Raw genomic sequence first — 24,648 nt, 5'->3', positions numbered from 1 at the left:
TTTGCTGGAAAAAGAGAGAGATGATATTTTAGATGCCTTTCTTAATTTATACAAAGCCATTGTAGAAGTGGACTTGCATACAAAACAGGTATATGTTTTAAAGACGCTGGAAGAAGATCAAGAAGAAATCTGCCGGATAGAGGATATGATTTCTGTGCTTTTTCACAGACTTACCGTAGAGTCGGAAAAGGAAGAAGTGAGAAAGCTCTTAGATATAAATTATTTAAAACAGCTGGCTCTGGAAAAAACAGAGAAATCTTTAGAATTGCGTTTTCAAAGAGCGAACAAACCTTTCCAGTGGATTGAAATGAAGTTATTATATCTTCCTAAAAAAGACGATAAAATATACATCGTGTTTGGAAATACAGACAGGGAACATATCTTAAATTCTATTGCTGAGAAATTCGTATATAAAAACAGCGATTACTTTTATTATCTGGATTTAAAGAATGATTATTATATCCGATATTCAGGAAAAGAAGATGATGATACACTGCCATCACAGGAAGGCTGGGGATATTGCGCTGAAATGATAGCCTATGCAAAGAAGTACGTGGTTTCGGAAGATCTGGAAAAAGTCATAAAGTGTATGAACCCACAATATGCAATGGAGCGTCTGGACAGAGAGGGAGAGTATTGTATTTCTTTTGGAATGTTAAATGGCGACAAAGAATATAGAAGAAAAGAAATCATATTCCGCTATTGCGATGAAGAAAATAAAATTGCATTAATTCAAAGAAACGATATTACAAAAGAATATACTTATAAGAAAAAACAGCAGGAACGATTTGCACTTGCGAAAAAGGAAGCAAATAATGACGGACTCACGGGAGTATATAACCGCACAGGTGGTATACGCCTGATAGAAAGACAGCTGCGTGAGCATCAGGACGGAGCATTGCTGCTAATTGATTTAGATAATTTTAAAATGATTAATGACCGCATGGGACATTTAAGAGGCGATGAAGTTCTGAAAAACTGCAGTCTTGTTTTAAAAGAAAACCTTCGTGCTTCGGATATTATTGTGCGAATTGGAGGGGATGAATTTGTAGTCTTTTTAAAGGATGCGAATAACAGAGGAAACGTACAGCAATGTGCGTCAAATCTGGCAAGAAAAATGCAGAAGACTTATATATATGAAGAAAAAGAGGTGGCAGTCAGTGCATCCATTGGGATTGCGCTTGCGCCTTATGAAGGAAATAGCTTTGAGGAACTTTACGAAAAGGCGGATAAAGCCCTGTATGCGGTAAAAATGGATGGAAAAAAAGGATATTCTTTCTACGAAGACAGGAAAGACTGGATAAATGTATAATTAGGTATTGCAAAATGGCAAAAACTATATAAAATAATAGGTATATTATGTGATTTATATAAAATAAGTCCAGATTTATGGGAAGAGTAGAGGATTATGAATAAAGTTAAAGGTGGAGAATATCCCAGACTGAACGTACAGACATTTGGTAAATTCCAGATGGCAAATGAAAATGGGATACTGACTGCAGAAAACATCCGTTCCGATATGTTAATCCGATTACTGACTTATATGGTATACCACAGAGATAAAAGTTTAACAGTGCAGGAACTGATTGAGATGTTATGGTCGGAGGATGGAAGTGATAATCCGGCAGGAGCTTTGAAAAATCTTATGTATCGTCTGCGTAATCTGCTGAAGAAAACATGGGGCGATTATGATTTTATTATAACGGGTCGGGGAACTTATCAATGGAACCCCAGAGTCGTACTGGAGGTAGATGCAGAGAAATTTCATCAGTATTGTAAAGAGATGACTTGCGAAAGCAGTATTGAGGCACAGATTGAAAAGGGAGAAAAGGCAATTGAATTGTATCAGGGTACGTTCTTGCCGGAGCTTTCAGGAGAATATTGGGTTATTTCAACAGCTACTTACCAGAATTCTGTTTACCTGGCAACGGTGAAAAAACTGGCAGAAATGCTGGAACAGGAACAGAGGTATCAGGAGCTGGAACAGCTTTGTACAAAAGCCTTGTGCTTTGAGTCTTTAGATGAAGAAATTCATTGTTATTTGATGCGCGCATTGGTTGCAGATAATAAGCAGCAAATGGCAGCAGAACATTATACAAGAACTGTGAAATATATGTATGATACTTTAGGTGTCAGGCCTTCTGAGGAAATGCAGGAAATTTATGAAGAGATGCAGAAACGTCAGCATGAGCATGAAAGCAACATTGATATTATACAGGAACAGCTCAAAGAGAAGGAGCTTCCCACAGGCGCATTTCTTTGTGAATATGGAGTTTTTCGGAAGATTTATGCGTTGGAGGCAAGGAGCAGCAGGCGAATGGGCATTTCCATTCATCTGGCTCTGGTAAGTATGTATCTTGATTTGCGTCCCTATGAGAAACAGAACAAATATCAGAGTGTCCTCAGGGAAGGCATGGATATTTTAGAAAAGACTTTGCTTCATGGATTGCGTAACAGCGATATTGTCTGCAGATACAGTGCAAATCAATTTCTGATTATGCTTCCTGCCTGTCAGTACGAAGATGCAAAAATGGTAGTTAATCGTCTGAAAGACAGGTTTTACCAGTCAGGAAAAACGAAAAAAGTAATTCTACAATATAATATTGATGAAATCAATGTGATGTAGTCTGAAAAAGGCGTAGCTTTGTAAAGTGAATTTACGGAGTTACGTCTTTTTTGATTTCATAGGAAATTGCGCTGTTACACAATCTTTTTTATCATAATTCCGAACAAGCTGCATATATTTTTTTAGATTGGTTAAATTTGAAAAAAATGTGAATAATTTTTATCTAAATAGTGTATTTGTGACTGATGTGTGACTGAGGGTAACTATACTAGGGGTAGAAATTGCGAAGACAGGCACTTTTACAAGTGATAAAATAAATCGACAATAGAGAAATGTGAATGGGAGGAGATAGACCATGAAAAGTAACCGAAAGAAAAGAATATTAGCAGCCATACTTTGCATGGTAATGGTGTTGACAAATAATTTTTCTATATTAGCAGAAACAACAGGGGCTGTAGATAATACAGCAGAAATAGAGACTCCTGAAACTGAAGTTTCGGAGGAAGTGATACCGGAAGAAGCAGAGCCGGAGGAGTCGGCCAAGACACCGGAAATACCGGAGGAAGTAGTGCAGGAAGAGCCGACCAAGACACCGGAAGTACCGGAGGAAGTAGTGCAGGAAGAGCCGGCTAAGACACCGGAAGTACCGGAGGAAGTGGTACCAGAAGAGCCGGCTAAGACACCGGAAGAACCGGAGGAAGTGGTACCGGAAGAGCCGGCTAAGACACCGGAAGAAGAAAAATTGCCTGTAAAATTTGAAAAAGAAATTGACGGACTGAAAGTAACTGTTACAGCAGAAAAAGATACAGTACTTCCGGAAGAGGCGATTTTGAGTGTTGAAAAGATTGAAGACGCAAAGGAAGTTGAAGAAATCAAAGAAGCTATTGCACCGGAACTTATAAAAGAAAAAAGTACAATTAAGGACATGATAGCTCTTGATATTAAATTCCTTGTACAGGACGGCAAAGAATTGAATGAAATTCAGCCAAATGGTGAAGTTCAGGTGGAAATTCAGAACATGAACCTGAAAGAGGAAAAAGGTCTTTCTGTATATCATGTTGATGAAAAGAAAAAAGAAGCGACAGATATGCAGGCAGTAGAAAATAAAACAGCAGAAGATGTTGTTTTTGATACGACACATTTTTCCAAATATGTGGTAATCAATAAAGGAGAAAAGGAAGTAGACCTTACTATTAAGCATTATCTTGAAGGAGAGTCTACCCCATTATATAGAGATGATGAAGTAACACTTCCAGTTTATGAAGACGTAGATGAAACAAAATTAAAGAACTTTACAGCGGAAGATGAACAGTTTGAGTTGGCAAAGATTGTAAAGTGGATTGGAACAGACGTTGAAGAATTTGTACCGGGTGACAAAAAAGAAGAAATTACAGTTGGAACAGTAGTAGATACAGAAGCGATTATTATCTGTTATTACAGACCGACAAAAGGAACAACTATAAATGAAACTACTTTCTTTGATTATGACAGAAGAGGTTATGCAGAAGACAATAAGACAGTAGAGGAAGAACTCATAGACGGAAAAGAGTATACCCTCAAAGATGGAAAAGTTAAAGTTCAATATGATGGTGAGAAAGAGGCTTTCAAGAATTTGGCTTCTGGTCAGATACAGAAGCAGCTTAAAGCGGATACACAATTTGAAATAATGGTGAATGACAAACATTCACACACTTGTACTTATAAAGGCGATGGAAAATATTCATATAAACAGGCAACCTGGGAAGCGGGAATTAATGCAGAGTCTAATTATCCGGCAAATTCATCAGCCTATGACAGGATTGAGGTAGGACAAGGTAATAACATAGGTTATGAATATAATGTGGAAGTGAAAGATAAAGATGGACAATATAGAAAAGGAGTGAATATTAATAAGAATAGTTGGCAACATGCCAGTGTACCGATTACACAAGGAATTGTAAAAGGATTGTCCGGTAATAACTATGAAGATGTTCAGTTTGCTCCAAAAGAACCTGGTTTATTTTCATCAGAAGAGAAAAAGGGAAAGAGGATTTTAGAAGGATATGATCTTGAGTTTTCTCGTGTTGGAAATACTTATAAGTTGAAGAGAGTGCTTGATCCGAATGGAAAGGAAACTACGAAAGCGGGTTCTGGCTTTTACCCACTTAAAGGTAATCTTGGTACAGATGGAGACAAGAATGGCGGTAACAATAACTGGTATTTTGGAATGCGCTATGACTTCAAATTTAAACTGGGAGATTACGTAGGACAGCTTCAGTATAAGTTTAATGGTGATGATGATCTCTGGGTATTTCTTGACGGAGAGTTGATTTTGGATTTGGGAGGTATGCACCCGGGGTATCCAAAGAATAATGATAGTGCTGATTTTACTGATTGGTTAAAGGTATATCCGAATACAGTGGATTTATGGGAGAAGCTGTTAGATAAGACGACATATACGTTGGAAGATAAGGTTTCATATCTGAATACACATGCTGATGATGAGCATACAGTTACCGTTCTTTATATGGAACGAGGTGGACATAATTCAAATTGTGATATGGAATTTGTAATGCCAAACGTCACACCGCGTGAGCCGGTTATTTCCATAACACCAAAGACAGACCTTATATTCACAAAAAGAGATACAGATACAAAGGAACTGCTTAAAGGTGTAGAGTTTACATTGTATAGTGATAAAGACTGTCAAGAGTCAATGAATAAAGTTGCAGTGTCAGATGAAAATGGTACAGTGACATTTAATAGTTTAAGAGCCGGAACTTACTATATGAAAGAAACAAAAGCTCTGGAAGGATATAAGCCAAATAAGACCATTTATAAAATCACTGTAACAGAAAATCCGGCAGGAACAAGTGCAAACGTTGTTTTGACGAAGGTAGATGATGCTCAGCCGATAAGAGAAATTTTCAATCAGAAAAAGAAACAAGTATCGCTTGAAATAACAAAGAAACTGAAAAGGCTTGATAAGGGCTCAAAAATCCCCTCTGATGCTGTATTTAAAATCTATGTGGAGATAAACGGACAGCCATATCAGGGTAAATATACTGTTGCAGATACTCCAAAAGAAACAACGACAGGAGTAATTGAATTAGAGCATAATGAGACAGCAAGAATTCCTGTGTTTGAGAGTGATAAGTTCCTGGTGAGAGAATATATAGAAGGAAATTATCATCCAACATATATAGTCACCGGTGCAGAAGATGTAAAAATTCCTGGCGAAGAAACAGATGTTTTAGGAGCTACAGGTACAGTTACAGGTGAGGAATGTAAAGTCAGAGTAGTAAATGAGGAACTTCAAGTTGGCCATGGAACAACAACTGTAACGGTAAACAAAAAATGGGTTGACCAAGATAAGTATAGTGAATATATACCGGAAAGCATTGAAGTGACTTTATATGAAGATGTAGATCATAGCGGAAAATATGAAGAAGGTATTGATAGAAAAGTAAAGTATGATAATGATGGAAGTGTTCTTGATTCCGTACATTTAACAGCAGATAATAAGTGGACATATACCTGGATAAACTTGCCGGGTGATGTGGACTATGTGGTAAAAGAAGAATGTCCGGAAGGGTTTAAATGGGACATTACGGAAACCACAAATGTCATAGAAAAGTTTACCGGTTGGAAGCGAGAAACACCTTGCTCTCAGATGGAATTTCCGTTAGGGAAAAATAATGCCATAGTAGTAAAAGCTGGTGGCCAGTATTATTTATGGACAAAATATAATCTTCAGATTGAAGTCGATGAGAATTCAAAAGTTCTTGATAAAACGCTTATAGGTGAAATTGATAAAATTGTTGAGGGAAATGTAAAAGACTTATGTTATCAATATGGTAAAGATGCAGAAGTACTTAAAAAAGCTGGAATTAGCATAACGGAAGCTGCTGATGGAGCCTGGAAATTAAAATTTGGTGCTACGAGTGCTCGGTCATGGTTTTATATGCTACAATATACCCGTTCAGAAAGTATTGCTCTGGAAAATAGGATTGACTTGGAAGACAGGACAGAAGTGGCAGTGAATAAACAATGGCTTGGCGGACAGGAAAAGTACGTTACTGTTCAGCTTTATATTAATGGGAAACCTTCCGGTAAACCAGAGCATACAGTAAGACTGGACGAGAGTAAGCAATGGACACATACTTTTACGGATCTTGAGTATTTCACAAAGGAAAACGGCATATATAAAAAAAATGAGTACACGGTTGTAGAAAAAACAATTATCAATCATGAGGTTATAAACGGATATGAACCTAATACAGGTTATCAGTCCAGTGTGTCAGGTAATCAGGAAGAAGGATTTACAATTACAAACACCAAAGGTTGGAAGATTGTTAAAGTAAGTGAAAATGGTAATAATCAAGTTCAGCTGTCAGGGGCGATTTTCAAGCTGGAAAAGAATGAAGATAATGGTAAAGGAAGTACACCAAATATTCTTTATGGTTGGTCCGGAAATACAAAAGGAGAAGGTGCGGTTAAGTGGTATACAGAGTATGAGGAAACCACAGGCACTGTTTCCAATGAATATCAAGGTGCAATCACAGACGGTGTTTATAGATTATCTGAAATTAAAGCACCTTCCGGATACTCACTAAGTAAAGAAAACTGGATTATTTCTGTTAAACAAGGAGTTCCGACAGTAACATCGTCAGATTTTAATGGTAAAGTTGATCAAGATATAGAGAAAGATGGAAGTATTGTTTTCTATTACAAAAATACTCCCGTTTATAACCTTCCGTCAGCTGGTGGTCCTGGAATTTTTGTATATACGATTGGCGGTACACTGCTTTTAATGGCAGCAGCGCTTCTCTTATATAAAATGAAACGTGAGGAGGTGCTGAAAAGTTAAATGATAAAACTTTTCGGCGGCCTCTGGTCGCAGAAACAATGCAAATTAAATATATGGGGAGAACCTCAAAGAAAAGGAGAAAAATTATGAAAAAAATTAAAAAAGTATTAGCATTGTTAGTCGCAATGGTAATGGTTATGGGAATGACAGTAACAACAATGGCAGCTCCAACAGGAACTATTAAAGTAACAGTACCGGAAGGAACTAACGTAAAATATGCGCAGATTGTTGAAGAAGACAGAGGGTCTGTATACGGATGGAAATTCGTTGACAGTGTAAAAGATGATTTTGTGAAGGCGTTTTTAAATAAAGATGTTATTGACGCAGGTGATGCAGACCAAGTAATTGCAGCGTTAATTAAAGCAGGTAAACTAGAAAAGATAACAAATAACAATATTGAAAATAGTTTAACTACTGATAATGTTGCTTACAGTAGAGCATTAGAAGCTGTTCGTGTTGCGGCAACAAATCTGGCTGGAAATGGAGAATTTACACCGGGAAAAATTGGTTTATACTTAATTACAGCAGAAAAAGAGGGTTATACATTTGTACCTATGGCTGCTTATGTTGGAACAGAATTTAATGGTTTAGAGGTTGAGGCCAAAGGCTCAGAAGACCAGATTAAGAAAGAAGTTGGTGAAGACGGACAGTCTGTATCAAAAGGAGATTTAGTATCCTATACGGTAACAGTTGAATATCCATATTACCCTGCAAATGCAACAAGTAGGAAATTTATAGTGAAAGATACTTTAACAAATGCTACATTTGAAAAAGCAACAATGGATTTACATGTTAAAGTGGATGGCCAAGACCTTGATGCTAACAAATATACAGCTACTGTAAGTGAGAATAAGACAGTTCTTACAATTGATTTTGGCAAAACTTATGATGCAAGTTTGGCAGGTAAAACTGTAACAATTACATATAAGGCTACAGTAGGCGATGTGATTTCTGAAAATCATTTAAAGAACACAGTAACATCTGAAACAGAAAAAGGTCTTACAACTGATGAAATTGAGTCTGATACAGTGAAGGTTAAAGTTATTAAAGAAGATGAAAAAGACACAAACATAAAACTTCCAGGAGCAGAGTTCACTCTTTATGTAGCAGATGTAAAGGGAACAGAGGAAATTACTTATAATGGTGAGAAGATTAAAGTTAATGTAGTGGGTACTAAAGTGACAAATGCTAAGGGAGGAGCAATATTCGATGGTTTAGATGCTCAGAAGACATATTATGTAAAAGAAACAAAAGCACCAGAAGGTTATTCATTGAATGAAACAGTTTATAAACTTGAAGGAGCAACATTAGTAGAGCAGACAGAATATGATTTTACAGATTTTACAGATATTCATGTGCCAGATACTAAACTTTCCTCCCTTCCATCTACAGGTGGTATTGGTACAACAATCTTCACAATCGGTGGTTGTGTAATCATGATTGTAGCAGCAGGTTTATTCTTTGCCAGCCGCAGAAAAGAAAATAAATAATTAGAACTTTTAACAAACCATAAGCTGGGGCGGTAACCCGCCCCGGCTCTTATAAAAAATACAACAATAAGGAGAACCCGGATGAAGAAAAAAGTAACTACTATAACAATTTGCATAATGTTTTTAGCCGGTTTGTCCTTGCTGCTGTATCCGTTTATTTCAAATCAGTGGAATACCTACAGACAGGAAAGACTGATTAGCAGCTATGATGAACAGGTCGCCAGGAAAGAAGAAGCAGGAGAGATTGACTATAAGAAAGAATGGACAGAAGCTGCAGCTTATAATGAAGCGCTTTTGCCCAGTATCTTGCCTGACTCTTTTGCTGTAGCGGAAGCTGCAGAAGAAGAGGATGAGGAATATATGTCCAGCCTGAATTTAAATGGTGACGGCATGATGGGATATGTGGAAATTCCTAAGATTGATGTGAAAGTTCCGGTTTACCATACCACGGAAAAAGAGGTACTGGAAAAGGCCGCAGGACATTTGGAGGGAAGTTCTCTTCCTATAGGTGGAGAGAGTACACATTCTGTAATTTCAGCTCATCGTGGACTTCCAAGTGCAAAACTGTTTACAGATTTGGATAAACTGGAAAAGGGAGACCATTTCTTGATTTCAGTGTTGGATGATACACTCTGCTATGAGGTGGATAGAATTGAGGTTGTAGAGCCTACAGAAACAGAGGGACTTGCGGTGGAGGAAGGACAGGATCTTGTAACCTTGCTTACCTGTACTCCTTATGGAGTGAACAGCCACAGACTTCTTGTGCGAGGTCACAGAGTGCCTTATGAAGAAGTGCAGATGGAAGAAGCGCCGAAAGGGCTGATTGGAGGAACCAGCCTTTACACCAGTTATCTGTTATGGGTTATTGTAGGACTTGCAGTAACAGGACTTTTTATAGCCGGTCTTTATATTTATAATAAGAAAAAAAATTCAGATAAACCGAAAGAGGACTGATTATGAAGCGAAAGATTTCAAATATTCTGTTCGGTCTGATGTTTTTGATAGGATTTGGGGTACTGGTCTATCCAACGGTATCGGATCAATGGAATACATATCGCCAAAACCGACTGATTTCTAATTATAAGTCCACTGTGGAAGAAATGACAGAAGTGGATTTTTCAGAGGAATGGGAGAAGGCAGAGGCTTTTGATGCAGCATTAGTACAGAACAATTTGTACGGAGATGTGTTTGGCGAAGATGATGGAGAGTTGGAAAATACAGAATACTGGCAAGTGTTAAATGTGGCAGATGATGGGATTATGGGGTATCTTTCCATACCGAAGATTAATGTAAAAAATGCCATTTACCACGGAACAGGCGATAAAGTGTTACAGACAGGTATCGGACACTTAAATGGAACGAAGCTTCCCATAGGCGGTGAAAGTACACACAGTGTGCTGGCTGCTCACAGAGGGCTTCCTACAGCCAGATTGTTTACAGATATTGACCAGCTGAAAAAGGGTGATATGTTTTATATTCATGTGTTAGATAAAACCTTTGCTTATCAGGTGGATCAAATTCTCGATATGGTAGATAAAGATGACCATGAAACTCTTGAGAATGCTCTTCAGATTGAGGAAGGCAAGGATCAGGTAACTTTATTTACATGTACTCCATACGGAGTAAATTCTCACAGGCTTCTTGTTCGTGGGACGAGAGTTCCATATAATGGAGAAGAAGAGGCAGAAACGTCCGTTGCAGAAACCATGTTGAAGACAATACAGAATTATTATATGATATATTTAATATTGGGATTGTCTATCACATTTTTAATTATACTTTTCATGAGATTTCTGTTTAAGAAGAAGGACAGAAAACAGAAATGATTTTTGGAGGAGGGTAAGCGTTGAAGATAATCAAAAAAATGAAGAAAAGCAGTGTTTGGATCCTTATATTGTCACTGGCGCTTTCAGGGGCAGTATTGTCAGAAGTAAAAGCAGCCCGCGGGGTTGAAACAGATCGTAAATGCTCCATTACATTAGAAGTGGGCGGTGACCTGGCCGGAGATTTTGCAGAGCTTTCGCAATTATCTATTCCGGTAAATCTGTATAAAGTGGCGGACATCAGTGAAACGGGTTCTTATACAGCGGTAAAAGGTTATGAGTCTCTTGATTTTGCGTCAGTGTCATCGGAAACTACAGCGGCTCAGTGGGAGCAGAAAGCACAGATGGCACAGAAAATTATAGAAGATGAGAAGAAGACACCTACAGATAAGGGTACAATCCAGAATGGAAAAGGGAAAATCAGTGATTTGTCAGTGGGAATGTATCTGGTAGCAGCAGAAACCACACTTTCTGAGGAATATGAATATAAGTTTACACCATATTTGTTATCCTTGCCGAATAATTATCATGGTACAACAGGAAATGACGACTGGGTGTATGATGTGACAACAGATTTAAAGCCAGGTAAGGAAGAACGTCTGGGAAGTCTGATTATTGATAAGACGGTAACATCTTTTAATGAAACGTTGGGCAGTGCAACATTTGTCTTTCAGATTGAAGGTGTAAAAGATGGAGAGCAGGTATACAGTGATGTGGTTTCAGCAGTATTTGATACAGCGGGAACGAAGAGTATCCGTATAGATGGAATTCCGGCAGGAACGGAAGTGACTGTAACGGAGATTTACAGCGGTGCAAGTTATGATTTGGCAAGTGCGCCTTCTAAGACCGTTGTAATTAAAGCTTCTGATGAGGAAGAAGCAGTGCATGTAACTTTTACAAATACTTATAATAATAAGCTTAACGGCGGTGCCAGTGTGGTAAACCATTTTGCCAATGAAGAAGGTGTCTGGACGGTAGAACAGCAGTCTGACAGCACAAAAGCAGGAGAGTAAGGGAGGTACAGGACAATGAAAAAGAATTTGAATAAGAAATCTCTTTGTCTGGCAGCGGCAGCCTTTACTTTAGCAGCGGGTGTATCTGTAGGCGGAACCATGGCGTATTTTACAACTTACACAACGGCTTCCGGCGGAGCAGAAATTAAGCTTGGCACGAGTACCATTGTGCCGGACGAAGAAGTAGTAAACATGGAAAAGCAGATTGCAGTAAAAAATACAGGGGATTTTGACTGTTTTGTCCGCGTGAAGGTATTTGCAGGAGATAAGTATCAGCCGGGATTGAAATTTACTCCTGATGCAGAGGGAACATGGAGTCAGGGAGATGATGGGTATTATTACTGCAGTCAGGTTGTTCCGAAAGGTGGAGTTTCAAATACATTTACTGTGAAGATTGATGATATGGATAGTGAAGATGATTTCAATGTTATTGTTGTACAGGAGTGTACGGCAGTGCTTTATGATGAAAACGGAAAGCCGTATGCCGATTGGAACAGGATTGCGGATTTTAGTGAAAATACTTACAATGGAAACGGGGAGGTTGATGAATAATGAAAAAGAAAAGAAAATTTTTATCAGCCGGATCTGTAATTCTGCTTTCGGCATCAGCGCTTTTATTGGTTGGCAGTACTGTAGGGAGTACGAGAGCAGCTTTGACATATTATAGTGATAATTATACCGCAGATATGTCAGTTTCCAGTATCGGTGTCAGTCTTACGGAAAATGGAAAAACTATTTCTTCCAGAGATTATAGTCACGGCGATAATCAGTGGGATGAGACAAAAGGGGAGCTTTTCAAAGATTTGCAGGGAGATACAACTGTTGTACCGGGAAAGGCTTATGAGGAAAAGCTCAGTGTTTTGAATAGTGGTTCTATTGACAGTTATGTGAGAGTTATTCTGACAAAAAGCTGGACAGATAAAAAGGGAAATAAAGATACCACACTTTCACCGGATTTGATTAAATTGAATTTCCTGGAGGATAATGGCTGGATTGTGGATGAGAAATCATCTACAACAGAGCGTACCGTTCTTTATTATACAGGAATTGTTCCGGCAGGAAAGAGTACCCCGAATTTTACAGATACGTTGAAAATTGATAATAAGATTGCTGAAAAGGTAAAGGTTGAAACCGGCAAAGATGAAAATGGCAATGAAGTTATTCGCCATGTATATAAATATGATGGATATCAGTTTCATGTAGATGCAGAAGTTAATGCGGTACAGACACATAACGCGCAGGATGCAATTAAGAGTGCATGGGGTGTGGATGTGACTGTTTCCGAAAATGGAATACTTAGTTTACAGTAGGAGGTACAGAAAATGGGAAAGAAAATTTTGTGCCTTGTTATGGCGGCGTTCATGACTGTAGGCACTTCCATAAACGTATTTGCAGAGAATATTCAGGGAAGTAAAGACTGGACGGTTGAATTTGACGGGAAGAAGATGAACAGTAGTTTTGATACTTCTGATGTAAATGCAGCAGTTTATAAGCTCCTTCCGGGAGACAGCATGGAGCTTCAGGTAGGGATTAAGAATGCAAGTGATGGAAAAACAGACTGGTATATGACGAATGAAATTCTTCAGAGTCTGGAAGAAAGCCAGAATGCAGCGGAAGGCGGAGCTTATACATATCGTCTGACTTATGTAAATCATAAGAATGAAGAAACGGTATTGTACAGTAGTGATAAAGTAGGCGGTGAAGGTTCTGGAGCGGCAGGTGAAGGTCTGGAACAGGCGACAAGCGCTATGGGTGATTATTTTTATCTGGACCGTCTGGATGCGGGAGAAACAGGAAAAGTACACCTGACTGTTGCATTGGATGGTGAAACTCAGGGAAATGGTTATCAGGATACACTGGCAAAGCTTCAGATTAATTTTGCAGTGGAAAAGGTAACGGCAGAGGTGAAATATGAGCCGGGTGATCCGGTGAAAATCACAGAGATAAAGAAGATTATCCGGTCAGGACCTAAAACAGGAGATGAAACAAGAGTTCTTGCTGTATGTGCGGTGGCGCTTGTCAGTGGATTAATTCTTTTGTTCTTTGGTATCAGAGCAGTGCGTAAAAACCGCAGGGACAAGAAAGGGGAGCAGTAGTCATGAAGAAAATTAGAAAGCTTTTAGCGGCTGTGTTGACTGCAGGATTGCTCCTTAGTCTTTCAGCAGTAAATGTATTTGCAGAGGAATATACTTACAGGGTAACCATTGATGGCGGTAATCAGGGTGTACTGGCAGGAATGGCAGGAATGGAAGTGAAAAGTGCTTCTGCAAATGTTTCACTGGAAGATGGCAAGATTGTAATTCGCAATTTAAAAGCCAATGATGTGGTTTCTTTTGATGCACAAAGGGGCGCTGTAAGCATGAATGATGACAGTAAGTATTATATTCAGGGTATTCGCCGGAGCGGACGGGATACAGAGGAGATGGCATCATCTTCTTTCCGTGTTACGGAGGACTCTGATTATGTGGTTGCCTATGGAATTAAGGGAAATCTGGTAAGTTATACAGTCAGATATCAGGATGGAAATGGAAATGAGCTTGCGCCCAGTCAGACTTATTATGGTAATATCGGTGACAAGCCTGTTGTAGCGAATATTTATATTTCCGGGTATTCTCCTAAGGCATTGGCTCTGACAAAGACATTGTCAGCAAATGAGGCGGAGAATGTGTTTACTTTTGAATATAGGAAGGGCGAAACACAGGTGATAGAAACGCCGGGAGAAACGACCACAGAAACAGTTGTTCAGTATATTGACGGAGGAACAACAACCAGACCGACAGATCAGACAACAGGACAGACAGCAGGACAGACAGGAACACAGACTCCTGAAGTTGATACAGAGGCTGGTCAGGCTCAGCCTGAAGAAGATGAGAATGTAACAGAGGTGCAAGGTGAGGAAGTTCCTCAGGATCTTGTAGACCTTGATGATGAAGAAACTCCGCTGGGAAATATGGATCTTGATAAAGAAGATGTTAAGAAGGGAATTCCTCTTGCGGCCGGCATTGCCATTTCAGTAGCGGCAGTAGCAGCGCTGGCAGGATTGTTTATTTTCCTTAGAAAAAATCGTGCAGGAAGAAAATAATTTGTACGCGGAGAAAGGAACGGAAATTTGAGCAGAAGAAAACGTAAAAAAAGCCCGGTGGCTGTGATTTGCAGTGCACTGGGCACTGCTATGCTCCTTATTCTTGTAGTAATCTGTATACCATTGACAATTCCAAGAATGATGGGATATGAAATTTATTCAGTAATCAGTGGGAGCATGGAGCCGGCGCTGCCGGTGGGAAGTCTTGTTTATATTGGCAGGGAAGAACCCAAAAACATTGAAAAGGATGAAGTTATTGCTTTTTACGGAGCTAAGGACTCTAATGCCATTATTACCCATCGTGTTGTAGAAAATCGTGTCGTAATGGGTGAATTTATTACAAAAGGCGATGCCAATAAAACCAATGACATGAATGCTGTTCCTTATGGGAACTTTATTGGAAAGGTAGAATTTTCTCTTCCTGTGCTGGGCTATGTGGCACAGTTAATTACCAGTATAGAAGGGAAGATTGTGGCGGGGGCCGTTATTTTAGTGGCTCTTGTATTGCAGATTATAGCATCTGCGATTGAAAAAAGACGTGAATAGTTTTAGGAGAGGAAGGAGCTGTTTGATGTGACGGCTTCTTTCTGCTTTATTATTTTATTGTGAGAATTTTAGTAAAAATCGGTTTGAATTAGATATGGTCTGTGATAAAATAACAGAAAGCATTATTTTTCTTTAAATTTCTAAGAACAGGAAATTGGGAAAACCCTGTTCATCTAACAGCAATTCTGTATTCGGGAAATTCATGCTTTTATCCACAATAACAAAGGCAGGAGTTTCCCCAAAAGGGAACCTCCTGAAAAAACAGAAAAGGAGGTTTTTATGACAGAAAAGCTATTACAGTGGCATCCGGCATTTTTTGCAGGTATTCAGATTGAATTTGGGGAGGAGGCAAAGTACCTGGAATTCAAATCAGAATACATGCTTGGAACAAAGCCGATGATGATTGACGTGCTGATTAAGAAAAAAGAAACACGGATACTAAAGAAAAGCATAGGGAAAATATTCAGGAAATACAATATCGTAGAATATAAAAGTCCTGACGATTATCTGTGTATTGATGACTTTTATAAAGGATATGCGTATACGTATTTTTATAAGGCAGACAGGACGCCTGTGAATTCGATTTTGCTGGAGGAGTTGACGATTTCCTTTGTATGCCAGAGTTATCCACGGGAACTTTTTCGGCATATCATTGAGGAAAGAAAACTACAAATTGAGAAAATGTATGCAGGAATTTATTATGTGCTTGATGACACACTTCCTATTCAGATTATAATTACCAGTGAACTTTCCAAAGAAGAAAGTCTGTGGCTTAGAAATCTGACTAATCAGCTTAAAAGTACAAAAGATGCAGAAGAATTAATCGAAGATTATAGAAAACATAAGAAAAACACATTATATGAGTCTGTGATGGACATTATTGTGCGGGCAAACGAGGAAAAATTCGAGGAGGCGAAAAAGATGTGCAAGGCGTTAGAAGAATTGATGAAAGACGAGCTGGAAGCAAAGAAAAATGAAGGGCAGGAAATCGGAGAGGAGATTGGGAAAGAGATTGGAAAAGAGATTGGCATAAAGCAGGGAAGAGAACGTGTAAATGAACTTACGTTAAAGCTTTCTGCGCTTGGAAGAATAGAGGATATTTTGAAGGCGGCGTCTGATGAGGAGTATCAGGAACAGCTGTTTCAGGAGTTTGGTTTGTAAATAAAAGGTTAAGGACATTATCAGTATCTCGCACGACAGAATTCGAGATAAAGACAGGAGGGGAGAGATGTGAATAAAAAATCGGAAGTAAGAAAGGCGTTTAAAGCGGCATTGCCCCACACAATCCCTATATTCGCCGGTTTTCTTTTCTTGGGGATTGCCTATGGAATATATATGAAACTTGCAGGATTTTCAGCTATTTATCCCATATTGATGAGTATGACAATATTTGCCGGTTCCATGGAATTTGTGGCAGCAGATCTTCTTCTGGGGGCATTTAACCCTGTTGGTGCGTTTGTGCTTACGCTCATGGTAAATGCAAGACATTTATTTTATGGTATTTCTATGCTTGATAAGTATAAAGATGTGGGGAAGAAGAAATGGTATCTTATATTTGGTATGTGTGATGAAACCTTTTCAATTAATTGTACAGCGCAGATACCTGTAGGCGTTGATAAGGGCTGGTTTTATTTTTTCGTGACACTTTTAAATTATCTGTATTGGGTGCTGGGAGCTTCTGTTGGGGGAATATTCGGTTCCTTTATCAATATAAAAATTGAAGGAATTGATTTTATAATGACAGCATTAATCGTTGTTATATTTCTTGAACAGTGTCTGAAAGAAAAAGACCATACAAGTGCCGTAATAGGTATTGGTGCAACAATCTTATGCCGCATTATTTTTGGAGCTGATAATTTTATCATACCTTCTATGATAATGATACTGGGGGTATTGACTTTATTTCGAAATCAATTACAGAGGAGAGTGGAAGAATGACAATTACACAACAGATATTAACCATAGCAGCAGTTGTTTTAGGAACCGTAGTTACCAGATTTCTTCCTTTTATCATTTTTCCTGCAGACAAACCAAGACCAAAGTATGTGAAATTTTTGGGCAGGGTACTTCCTTCCGCAGCATTGGGAATGCTGGTTGTTTATTGTCTTAAAAACGTGAATGTATTTGCAGGAACACATGGAATACCGGAAACTTTATCAATTCTGGCAGTGTGTATCCTTCATTTTTGGAAAAGGTCTATGTTTCTGTCAATTGCAGGTGGAACAGGGATATATATATTGCTGATTAATTTTGTTTTTTAAACTTGACAAAACTCGCGTGCTATGGTACGCTTTAACGGCAACAGTGGAAGTAGGTCTTTTTTTTATGCCTAATTTTAGTTTTATAAAAAAGAGCCTTTGTTGCGGTAACAAGACGTTGCAAAATGGCGGTTGCGTGAAGCTGCCAGCGATAAAAGACACATGGAGGTGGAGAAGTCGTGCGCGTAAAAATCACATTGGCATGTACAGAATGTAAACAGCGTAATTACAACATGACAAAAGAAAAGAAAAATCACCCAGAACGTTTGGAGACAAAGAAATACTGCAAATTCTGTAAGACTCATACACTGCACAAAGAAACCAAATAATAAGGTTTAAGAGGTGAATTATGGAAGCAGAAAAAAAGCAGAAAGCTCCAAAGAAGAACAGATGGAAAGGACTTCAGGCTGAGTTTAAGAAAGTAATCTGGCCTGATAAGCAGACTCTGGTAAAACAGACGGTTGCAGTAGTATCTATCACTGCTGTTGTGGGAGTGTTGATTGCTGTGATTGACAGCGGAGTTTTGCAGCTGCTTAACTTATTAATTAAGTAAGGACAAGGTGAAGAAGATGTCAGAAGCAAATTGGTATGTTGTTCATACCTATTCAGGGTATGAAAACAAAGTAAAGGCCAACATTGATAAGACAATTGAAAACAGACACCTGGAGGATCAGATTTTAGAAGTCCGAGTACCCATGCAGGACGTAGTGGAGCTGAAGAACGGTGAGAAAAAACAGGTTCAGAAAAAGATGTTCCCCGGCTATGTTCTGATTCACATGGTAATGAACGACGATACATGGTATGTCGTGAGAAACACACGTGGTGTTACAGGATTTGTTGGTCCGGGATCTAAGCCGGTTCCTCTTACAGAGGGAGAAATTGAAGCACTTGGTATTTCCTTTACAGGAGATGTTGAGATTGACTTCACAGAAGGCGACAGTGTCGTTGTCACAGGCGGTGTTTGGAAAGATACTGTGGGCGTTGTTCAGAGTATTAACGAAGCAAAACAGATTGTGACAATTAATGTTGAGCTGTTTGGTCGCGAAACACCAGTAGATTTAAGTTTCGCAGAAGTAAAGAGTCTTTCATAAGACAGACAAGAGAAATAACAGGACGAAGGGCCATAATGTCACATGGCTCGTGGGAGGGACATTCCCGCAATTACCACATTATAGGAGGTGCCGAAAATGGCAAAGAAAGTAACAGGTTATATTAAATTACAAATTCCTGCTGGAAAGGCAACACCAGCTCCACCAGTTGGTCCTGCTTTAGGTCAGCACGGTGTAAACATTGTTCAGTTTACAAAAGAATTTAACGCAAGAACAGCAGATAAGGGAGATTTAATCATCCCTGTTGTTATTACAGTATATGCGGACAGAAGCTTCAGCTTCATCACAAAAACTCCGCCGGCTGCTGTTTTATTAAAGAAAGCTTGCAACATCAAATCTGGTTCAGGCGTTCCGAATAAAACAAAAGTTGCTACAATTTCCAAAGCTAAAATTCAGGAAATTGCAGAAATGAAAATGCCAGACTTAAATGCAGCATCCTTAGAAGCAGCTATGAGCATGATTGCTGGTACTGCAAGAAGTATGGGTATTCAAGTAGAAGACTAAACTATCAACAAACGTGGGAGGGACATTCCCGCAATTACCACTAGGAGGTTATTTATATGAAACGCGGAAAGAAATACGCAGAGGCTGCAAAAGCAGTTGACCGTACAAATTTATATGATCCAGCAGAGGCAATTTCTTTAGTAAAGAAAACAGCCGTAGCTAAATTTGACGAAACAATCGAAGCTCATATCAGAACAGGCTGTGATGGACGTCATGCTGAACAGCAGATTCGTGGTGCAGTTGTACTGCCTCACGGAACAGGAAAAACTGTTCGTGTTTTAGTATTCGCTAAGAATGCAAAAGCTGACGAAGCATTAGCAGCTGGTGCAGATTTCGTAGGAGCTGAGGACTTAATTCCAAAGATCCAGAACGAAGGATGGTTAGATTTTGATGTTGTTGTTGCAACTCCAGATATGATGGGTGTTGTTGGTCGTCTGGGACGTGTTCTCGGACCTAAAGGCTTAATGCCAAACCCAAAAGCTGGTACAGTAACAATGGACGTTACAAAAGCTGTTCAGGATATCAAAGCTGGTAAGATTGAATATCGTCTTGATAAAACAAATATCATTCACGTGCCAATCGGAAAAGCTTCTTTCACAGAGGAGCAGTTAGCGGACAACTTCCAGACGCTTATGGGAGCTATTAACAAAGCTAGACCAAGCGCATTAAAGGGTGTGTTCTTAAAGAGCGTAACTCTGGCTTCCACAATGGGACCAAGCGTAAAGGTTAACCCAGTTAAATTAGCTCAGTAATAGATGAATAAAAAAGAGGCTGTTGCACTAGAGATTAGTGGACAGTCTCTTTTTGTGTTTTAGGAAGGTGCTTGTTCTGTCGTTGACTTGTAAATGATATTTTGCTAGAATTGTTTTGCCAAGCCAATGGCTGGCAGGGAGAGGTACTGATATGAATTATATTGTTTTTGACCTAGAATGGAACCAATGCCCTTACGGAAAAGAAAAAGAGAATAAAAAACTGCCTTTTGAAATTATTGAAATTGGTGCGGTAAAGCTGGATGAGAACAGAAACGTGATAGACTCCTTTCAGGAAATTGTAAAACCGGCAGTTTATCATCGGCTGCATTTTCGAACCAAGGAAATTCTGGGAATTACTTCAAATAGATTGGAGGAAGGTATTCCTTTTAAAGCTGCTGTAAAGAAATTTCTGGAGTGGTGCGGGACAGACGTAAAATTTTGCACATGGGGTTCGGCGGATTTGGTGGAATTGCAGCGGAATTTGAAATATTACAGAATGCTTTCTTTGCTGAAAGGACCTGTTTTTTACTACGATGTGCAAAAATTATTTGGATTGATTTATGAGAATGAAAAAACAACTCGTTCCTTAGAGTATGCCATTGACTTTTTGAAGATGGATAAAGGAGATACTTTTCATCAGGCATTAAATGATGCGCATTATACAGCAGAAATATTGAAAAAAATACCGGAAAATTTCATGAAAAGAAATTATTCTATTGACTGCTATCAAAACCCAAAAGATAAGAACAGCGAGATTTATACGGTATTTAAGGATTATTCTAAGTTTATATCCAGAGAATTTTACTCCAAGGAAGAAGCAATGCTGGATAAGGAAGTGACGAAAACTCAGTGTTTCCTTTGTAAAAGAACGGCGAAAAAGAAAATTCGTTGGTTTGCCGTTAATACGAAATCTCATTTATGCCTTGCTTATTGTCCGGAACATGGCTATTTTAAAGGAAAGGCAAGAATTAAAAAGACAGATGAAGGGAAATATTATGTGGTAAAAACCTTAAAGCGAATTGATGAAGCAGAGGCATTGGAAATTCGTGAGAAGAAGGAAGCTTTGAGAAAAAAGCGCCGTATGAAAAGACATCAAGAAAAGAAGAAAAAATAGGGATGCGCATGAGATTTGTATGCGTATCCCTATTCTTGTTTTATAGGAAATTATTTTATTTCATATAATCAGGAACTTTACTTCCATCGCCGTAAGGTTCGGACTCGATCATAGTAAGAATGGCATCTTTTGCTCCTTCAACTACTTTGTCTTGGTCTTCAGGAGTGCGATTTACCATCTGGTTATCAGAACTTGTGCAGAACCACAGTCCTTCATTTTCTTTTAAAGGTTCGCCTTTAGTGTCTGTAAGAGATGCAAAGTCGATACCTTCTTTTTCACACATTGCTTTTAACTGCGTTTGATCGTAAAATACCCATTTTGGATCAGGTAATTGATTACCCCATACATATTCGCTACCCTCATTTTGTTCAGAAGTACCGGCGCAGTAAACTTCTATGGTATAAGCATGAATGCCGAATTTTCCATAAGCATAGTCAATAAGCTCTGCGGAAGTAGGATAGTCATTATGAGAGTCTTTGCTGTAATATTTTCTTCCTGTTGTTTCCGAGAATTTTGCAGCCATTTTTTCGGAAGTTTCTTTTATAAATGGTAAATCTTTATCGATTGGATTTTCAGGATCATAGTCTCTGTAACACCATGGGTAAAGAACTGCCTGAATATACGTATGCAGGGAAACTAATGCGTGCATAGGTGTTTTTTTCAGGAAGTTTTGAACTGCCTGTACCTCTGGTTCTGTGGCAGGACCATCTCCTGCGCCGCCCCATGTTTCGCCGCCAATATTCGTGGTTCCTACGGTATCAATATCAAAACGATTCCACTGGTAATCAAAGGTTCGGTTCATGTCAATACCGCTGTTTCTTGGATCATCACCTAAAATACCGTTTTTATCCCAATCTTTGGACTCACGACCGAAACGTTTCATACCTTCAGGTAAATCGCCATAAGGATCTGGCTGCATATCCGCAGTACCGCGATATAAAGTGGCAATAAAGCCGTCACCATCAATGTCAGTGTATGGATCGCTGAAATAAGTGTCATCACCGTTTTTATCTCTTGGACGGAGGTTTTCACGAGTATTAATAACAAAGGATTCTTCATATCCGTCTGGATTGATAACAGGGATAACGTAAAGAATATAGTTATCCAGCATCTTTTTTACATAATCCTCTTTGGAATTCAGCAAAGTCCACCATGCAGTATACATAGCTGAGGATGCTGATTCACGCTCTCCGCCGTGGATGTTGGCAAAGATGCCAATGCCTGTTTTGTTTTCGTTTTTTGATTTTTCATTTGTGATTTCAAGACACCATAAATCACGTTCTCTCCATGAAGTGCCAATGGAATATTTTTCTGTTAAATCTGGATAGGTATCTGCCATGGCAGTAAGCTGGTCTTCCAGCTCATTAAAATGATACCTATAATTCCAATCGATATTTAGGTTTTCCGGGATTTCTTTTGGATTTCCCGGTGGTGTACCTAAATCAACAGGTCCCTCCTCTTTGTTTTCTTTTTTTGTCGCAACTGTTTCGTTAGAAGTGGAGCATGCGCTTAAAATTGTAGATGATGCAAGAATTGAAGTCAGAAGCATTAAAATCCATTTCCGTTTCATGTTCGACACCCCCTTGTGAAATATATTATGCTATTATAATACAGTGATATACGACTAAAAAACGTCAAAATATACATATAAATTACTTAAAATAGCGAATAAATATAAAGATTGTACAAAATATACAGAATATAATTATCTACATAGGCGAAAATATACAAAAAGCAGTTGAACTTAGCATTTTGCGAAATTCAACTGCATTTTTTTAGTATTTGTGTAATTTTGCTTTCTTACGTTTCCGTCTTTTAATTCTTCGTTTTATATTTACAATTAAAACAATAATATAGAAAAGAACTCCTGTTATCAATAAAAACAATGCAATATATTTCCATGATGGAAGAATACTATCTTTCTCGGAAGTATTACTGTCTTTTGAAGGGCTCTGAGAAACAGCTGCGTCTGTTTTTGCTGTTTCGTTCAGAGATAGTTCTTGAGCAACTTTTAGGACATCGTCAGAAGCTTGTATAGATGAGTTACCAATCTGCTGCTTTCCATAATAATAATCGATATTAAGCATATTGTTTTCTAAAGCGACTTTACAGGTTAAGTCTTCTTCCGGCTCTTTTGGAATACTAATAGAAGATGTTTCAAAAGCTGTGGATAAAAGACCTTTTTCTTCTAATCGTTTTCCCAGTTCATCGGACTGTGCAGGGGAGAGGGAAACGATAGCAGTGTCAAGACGTTGGAAGTAATCAAATCCATAGTTTAAAAGGGCACTGGTATCTGTATACTGTGCAGCAATATTAATATCTGCCAGCACAACACAGACCAGTTTGCGACCATTTCTTTCTGCGTAAGTGACCAGAGTGTTTCCTGCTTTTTCTGTATAACCCGTTTTGCCACCCAGGCATCCCTCATAATATTCAGGTCCTTGTAAAATCATTTTATGATGATTATTAAGCCAACGCTCTTCGTCAGTCAGATTTGTTTTAGGAACAATATAATAAGGTGTTTTCACAATTTCACGGAAAGTTTCATTTTGGAAAGCTGCTTTTGCTATGATTGCTAAATCACGGGCTGTTGTATAGTGATTTTCATCATACAAACCATTGGCATTGACAAAGTTGGTATTGGTGCAGCCCAGCTCTTTTGCGCGTTGGTTCATCATGTCCACAAAGGCAGGAACGGTTGTGCCGATATATTCTGCGACACCGGAAGAGACTTCATTGGCTGATGCAAGTAAAATAGCATAAGCGCAGTCTTTCATAGTTAATGTTTCCCCTGGTTTAATGCCGATATGAGTGCTTCCGGCCTCAATATTATTGACCTCATTCGTGAAAGTAATCTGGGTTTCAAAAGGAACTTTTTCAATTGCCAGCATAGCTGTCATAATTTTTGTTGTGCTGGCAGGAGCGCGTTTTTCATCAATTCCTTTTGCATAGAGTATTTCGCCTGTGTCAATATCCATGACAATAGCTGTTTCAGCCATGACTTTTGGACCTTCCGGCCAGCCGGGTATATTGTTTGACTGAATTTCCCATTCATAACTTTCAGGAACAGCCGGCTCTTCAGGTGTTTCCGGTGCTGTAGCAGAAGCTTCCGGTGTGGTTTCTGTTGCCAAAACAAGAGTTGTTCCATTGCTTATAGTAATGATTGTACTGGCCAAAAGAGCACAGAACAAAGATAATCCCCTCTTTTTCATAAAAAATCCTCACTTTTTCATTACGTAAACTACTGTACATTATAAGCGATTTACAAAATTATATCAATAAATTTGAAAATAAGAAATGCAGAAAACTTTCTCTACCTGTTTAGGGGTGACAGCTTAAAAAGCCTAGCCTTTGACAAAACGTTTTGTAAAGAAATCCTGCCTAGCCCTTGACAAATTTGGAATATACTAAGTATAATAAATCTATATGAAAAACTGTGATGGAGAGAGTATTTGACTGTCGAAAGTTTCAGCGAGTCAGGGATGGTGAAAGCCTGATACCAGTAGAGGTGAAAGAAAATCACTCCGGAGTTGCTATCTGAA

General features: G+C 38.7%; 23 protein-coding genes. 21 read left to right on the top strand and 2 right to left on the bottom strand.

The features are described 5' to 3' along the window. The first annotated feature begins 1 nt into the window (after position 1). The 21 genes from BQ7352_RS04360 to BQ7352_RS04260 all read left to right on the top strand — a co-directional run bounded on the left by BQ7352_RS04360 (position 2) and on the right by BQ7352_RS04260 (position 21,106). The gene (locus tag BQ7352_RS04360; protein ID WP_072447274.1) at positions 2–1,312 is read left to right on the top strand and encodes a GGDEF domain-containing protein; all 1,311 of its coding nucleotides are present in this window, start codon (positions 2–4) and stop codon (positions 1,310–1,312) included. A gap of 96 nt (positions 1,313–1,408) precedes the next feature. Continuing rightward, the gene (locus tag BQ7352_RS04355) at positions 1,409–2,626 is read left to right on the top strand and encodes a BTAD domain-containing putative transcriptional regulator (RefSeq protein ID WP_072447272.1); all 1,218 of its coding nucleotides are present in this window, start codon (positions 1,409–1,411) and stop codon (positions 2,624–2,626) included. 295 nt (positions 2,627–2,921) lie between these two features. Then, positions 2,922–7,415 carry a SpaA isopeptide-forming pilin-related protein gene (locus tag BQ7352_RS04350; RefSeq protein ID WP_072447270.1) on the top strand — a complete coding sequence of 1,498 codons (4,494 nt, stop codon included), beginning with the start codon at positions 2,922–2,924 and terminating at the stop codon, positions 7,413–7,415. An 86-nt stretch (positions 7,416–7,501) separates the two neighbouring features. After that, positions 7,502–8,905 carry a SpaH/EbpB family LPXTG-anchored major pilin gene (locus BQ7352_RS04345; protein WP_072447268.1) on the top strand — a complete coding sequence of 468 codons (1,404 nt, stop codon included), beginning with the start codon at positions 7,502–7,504 and terminating at the stop codon, positions 8,903–8,905. A gap of 81 nt (positions 8,906–8,986) precedes the next feature. Next, positions 8,987–9,859 carry a class C sortase gene (locus BQ7352_RS04340; RefSeq protein ID WP_072447266.1) on the top strand — a complete coding sequence of 291 codons (873 nt, stop codon included), beginning with the start codon at positions 8,987–8,989 and terminating at the stop codon, positions 9,857–9,859. A 2-nt stretch (positions 9,860–9,861) separates the two neighbouring features. After that, positions 9,862–10,731 carry a class C sortase gene (locus BQ7352_RS04335; RefSeq protein WP_072447264.1) on the top strand — a complete coding sequence of 290 codons (870 nt, stop codon included), beginning with the start codon at positions 9,862–9,864 and terminating at the stop codon, positions 10,729–10,731. A gap of 20 nt (positions 10,732–10,751) precedes the next feature. After that, positions 10,752–11,741: a DUF5979 domain-containing protein gene (locus tag BQ7352_RS04330; RefSeq protein WP_072447262.1), complete on the top strand. Its 990-nt coding sequence runs from the start codon at positions 10,752–10,754 to the stop codon at positions 11,739–11,741. Between the two features lie 15 nt (positions 11,742–11,756). After that, positions 11,757–12,293 (top strand): hypothetical protein, encoded by a 537-nt coding sequence (locus BQ7352_RS04325; protein WP_072447260.1) that lies wholly within the window; start codon positions 11,757–11,759, stop codon positions 12,291–12,293. Beyond that, positions 12,293–13,051, top strand: a complete 759-nt coding sequence (locus tag BQ7352_RS04320; RefSeq protein WP_072447258.1) for a hypothetical protein — start codon at positions 12,293–12,295, stop codon at positions 13,049–13,051. Before BQ7352_RS04325 ends, BQ7352_RS04320 begins: the two co-directional genes overlap by 1 nt. A gap of 12 nt (positions 13,052–13,063) precedes the next feature. Then, positions 13,064–13,837: a hypothetical protein gene (locus tag BQ7352_RS04315; RefSeq protein WP_072447256.1), complete on the top strand. Its 774-nt coding sequence runs from the start codon at positions 13,064–13,066 to the stop codon at positions 13,835–13,837. A gap of 2 nt (positions 13,838–13,839) precedes the next feature. Continuing rightward, positions 13,840–14,823, top strand: a complete 984-nt coding sequence (locus tag BQ7352_RS04310; RefSeq protein WP_072447254.1) for a MucBP domain-containing protein — start codon at positions 13,840–13,842, stop codon at positions 14,821–14,823. Between the two features lie 27 nt (positions 14,824–14,850). Then, entirely contained in the window at positions 14,851–15,369 is a 519-nt protein-coding gene (locus BQ7352_RS04305) for a signal peptidase I (RefSeq protein ID WP_083429842.1), read from the top strand. Positions 15,370–15,648: 279 nt separating this feature from the next. Continuing rightward, the gene (locus BQ7352_RS04300) at positions 15,649–16,530 is read left to right on the top strand and encodes a 3-isopropylmalate dehydrogenase (RefSeq protein WP_072447252.1); all 882 of its coding nucleotides are present in this window, start codon (positions 15,649–15,651) and stop codon (positions 16,528–16,530) included. A 69-nt stretch (positions 16,531–16,599) separates the two neighbouring features. Next, the gene (locus BQ7352_RS04295) at positions 16,600–17,307 is read left to right on the top strand and encodes an AzlC family ABC transporter permease (protein ID WP_072447250.1); all 708 of its coding nucleotides are present in this window, start codon (positions 16,600–16,602) and stop codon (positions 17,305–17,307) included. Further along, positions 17,304–17,630: a branched-chain amino acid transporter permease gene (locus tag BQ7352_RS04290; protein ID WP_072447248.1), complete on the top strand. Its 327-nt coding sequence runs from the start codon at positions 17,304–17,306 to the stop codon at positions 17,628–17,630. The genes BQ7352_RS04295 and BQ7352_RS04290 overlap by 4 nt, the downstream gene beginning before the upstream one ends. A 176-nt stretch (positions 17,631–17,806) precedes the next feature. Then, a complete protein-coding gene (rpmG, locus tag BQ7352_RS04285; RefSeq protein WP_003021987.1) occupies positions 17,807–17,956 on the top strand; it encodes a 50S ribosomal protein L33 in 150 nt (49 codons plus the stop codon). A 20-nt stretch (positions 17,957–17,976) separates the two neighbouring features. After that, complete coding sequence (gene secE, locus BQ7352_RS04280) at positions 17,977–18,180, top strand: preprotein translocase subunit SecE (RefSeq protein ID WP_072447246.1); 204 nt, start codon at positions 17,977–17,979, stop codon at positions 18,178–18,180. Between the two features lie 16 nt (positions 18,181–18,196). Then, positions 18,197–18,718, top strand: coding sequence for a transcription termination/antitermination protein NusG (nusG, locus tag BQ7352_RS04275; RefSeq protein WP_003021992.1), 522 nt, complete (start codon positions 18,197–18,199; stop codon positions 18,716–18,718). Positions 18,719–18,814: 96 nt separating this feature from the next. Next, positions 18,815–19,240: a 50S ribosomal protein L11 gene (gene rplK / locus BQ7352_RS04270; protein ID WP_003021994.1), complete on the top strand. Its 426-nt coding sequence runs from the start codon at positions 18,815–18,817 to the stop codon at positions 19,238–19,240. Between the two features lie 56 nt (positions 19,241–19,296). Further along, positions 19,297–19,992, top strand: coding sequence for a 50S ribosomal protein L1 (gene rplA, locus BQ7352_RS04265; RefSeq protein ID WP_003021997.1), 696 nt, complete (start codon positions 19,297–19,299; stop codon positions 19,990–19,992). 151 nt (positions 19,993–20,143) lie between these two features. Beyond that, complete coding sequence (locus BQ7352_RS04260) at positions 20,144–21,106, top strand: 3'-5' exonuclease (protein ID WP_072447244.1); 963 nt, start codon at positions 20,144–20,146, stop codon at positions 21,104–21,106. Positions 21,107–21,161: 55 nt separating this feature from the next. On the opposite strand, the gene BQ7352_RS04255 is transcribed toward BQ7352_RS04260, so the two are convergent. Continuing rightward, complete coding sequence (locus BQ7352_RS04255; RefSeq protein WP_072447242.1) at positions 21,162–22,676, bottom strand: M14 family zinc carboxypeptidase; 1,515 nt, start codon at positions 22,674–22,676, stop codon at positions 21,162–21,164. A 205-nt stretch (positions 22,677–22,881) separates the two neighbouring features. After that, positions 22,882–24,318 carry a D-alanyl-D-alanine carboxypeptidase family protein gene (locus BQ7352_RS04250; RefSeq protein ID WP_072447239.1) on the bottom strand — a complete coding sequence of 479 codons (1,437 nt, stop codon included), beginning with the start codon at positions 24,316–24,318 and terminating at the stop codon, positions 22,882–22,884. Positions 24,319–24,648: the final 330 nt, after the last annotated feature.

This window comes from Blautia sp. Marseille-P3201T (genome assembly GCF_900120295.1).
Lineage (GTDB): Bacteria > Bacillota > Clostridia > Lachnospirales > Lachnospiraceae > Blautia.
The sequence above is the reverse complement of the archived record's forward strand: the minus strand, read 5'-3'. Positions and strand labels throughout refer to the sequence as shown.

Bases quoted from the DNA above. Each gene is read 5' to 3' on its own strand.
- BQ7352_RS04355 (WP_072447272.1), top strand. From the start codon at position 1,409: ATGAATAAAGTTAAAGGTGGAGAATATCCCAGACTGAACGTACAGACA.
- BQ7352_RS04350 (WP_072447270.1), top strand. From the start codon at position 2,922: ATGAAAAGTAACCGAAAGAAAAGAATATTAGCAGCCATACTTTGCATG.
- BQ7352_RS04345 (WP_072447268.1), top strand. From the start codon at position 7,502: ATGAAAAAAATTAAAAAAGTATTAGCATTGTTAGTCGCAATGGTAATG.
- BQ7352_RS04340 (WP_072447266.1), top strand. From the start codon at position 8,987: ATGAAGAAAAAAGTAACTACTATAACAATTTGCATAATGTTTTTAGCC.
- BQ7352_RS04335 (WP_072447264.1), top strand. From the start codon at position 9,862: ATGAAGCGAAAGATTTCAAATATTCTGTTCGGTCTGATGTTTTTGATA.
- BQ7352_RS04325 (WP_072447260.1), top strand. From the start codon at position 11,757: ATGAAAAAGAATTTGAATAAGAAATCTCTTTGTCTGGCAGCGGCAGCC.
- BQ7352_RS04320 (WP_072447258.1), top strand. From the start codon at position 12,293: ATGAAAAAGAAAAGAAAATTTTTATCAGCCGGATCTGTAATTCTGCTT.
- BQ7352_RS04315 (WP_072447256.1), top strand. From the start codon at position 13,064: ATGGGAAAGAAAATTTTGTGCCTTGTTATGGCGGCGTTCATGACTGTA.
- BQ7352_RS04310 (WP_072447254.1), top strand. From the start codon at position 13,840: ATGAAGAAAATTAGAAAGCTTTTAGCGGCTGTGTTGACTGCAGGATTG.
- BQ7352_RS04300 (WP_072447252.1), top strand. From the start codon at position 15,649: ATGACAGAAAAGCTATTACAGTGGCATCCGGCATTTTTTGCAGGTATT.
- BQ7352_RS04290 (WP_072447248.1), top strand. From the start codon at position 17,304: ATGACAATTACACAACAGATATTAACCATAGCAGCAGTTGTTTTAGGA.
- secE (WP_072447246.1), top strand. From the start codon at position 17,977: ATGGAAGCAGAAAAAAAGCAGAAAGCTCCAAAGAAGAACAGATGGAAA.
- nusG (WP_003021992.1), top strand. From the start codon at position 18,197: ATGTCAGAAGCAAATTGGTATGTTGTTCATACCTATTCAGGGTATGAA.
- rplK (WP_003021994.1), top strand. From the start codon at position 18,815: ATGGCAAAGAAAGTAACAGGTTATATTAAATTACAAATTCCTGCTGGA.
- rplA (WP_003021997.1), top strand. From the start codon at position 19,297: ATGAAACGCGGAAAGAAATACGCAGAGGCTGCAAAAGCAGTTGACCGT.
- BQ7352_RS04260 (WP_072447244.1), top strand. From the start codon at position 20,144: ATGAATTATATTGTTTTTGACCTAGAATGGAACCAATGCCCTTACGGA.
- BQ7352_RS04255 (WP_072447242.1), bottom strand. From the start codon at position 22,676: ATGAAACGGAAATGGATTTTAATGCTTCTGACTTCAATTCTTGCATCA.
- BQ7352_RS04250 (WP_072447239.1), bottom strand. From the start codon at position 24,318: ATGAAAAAGAGGGGATTATCTTTGTTCTGTGCTCTTTTGGCCAGTACA.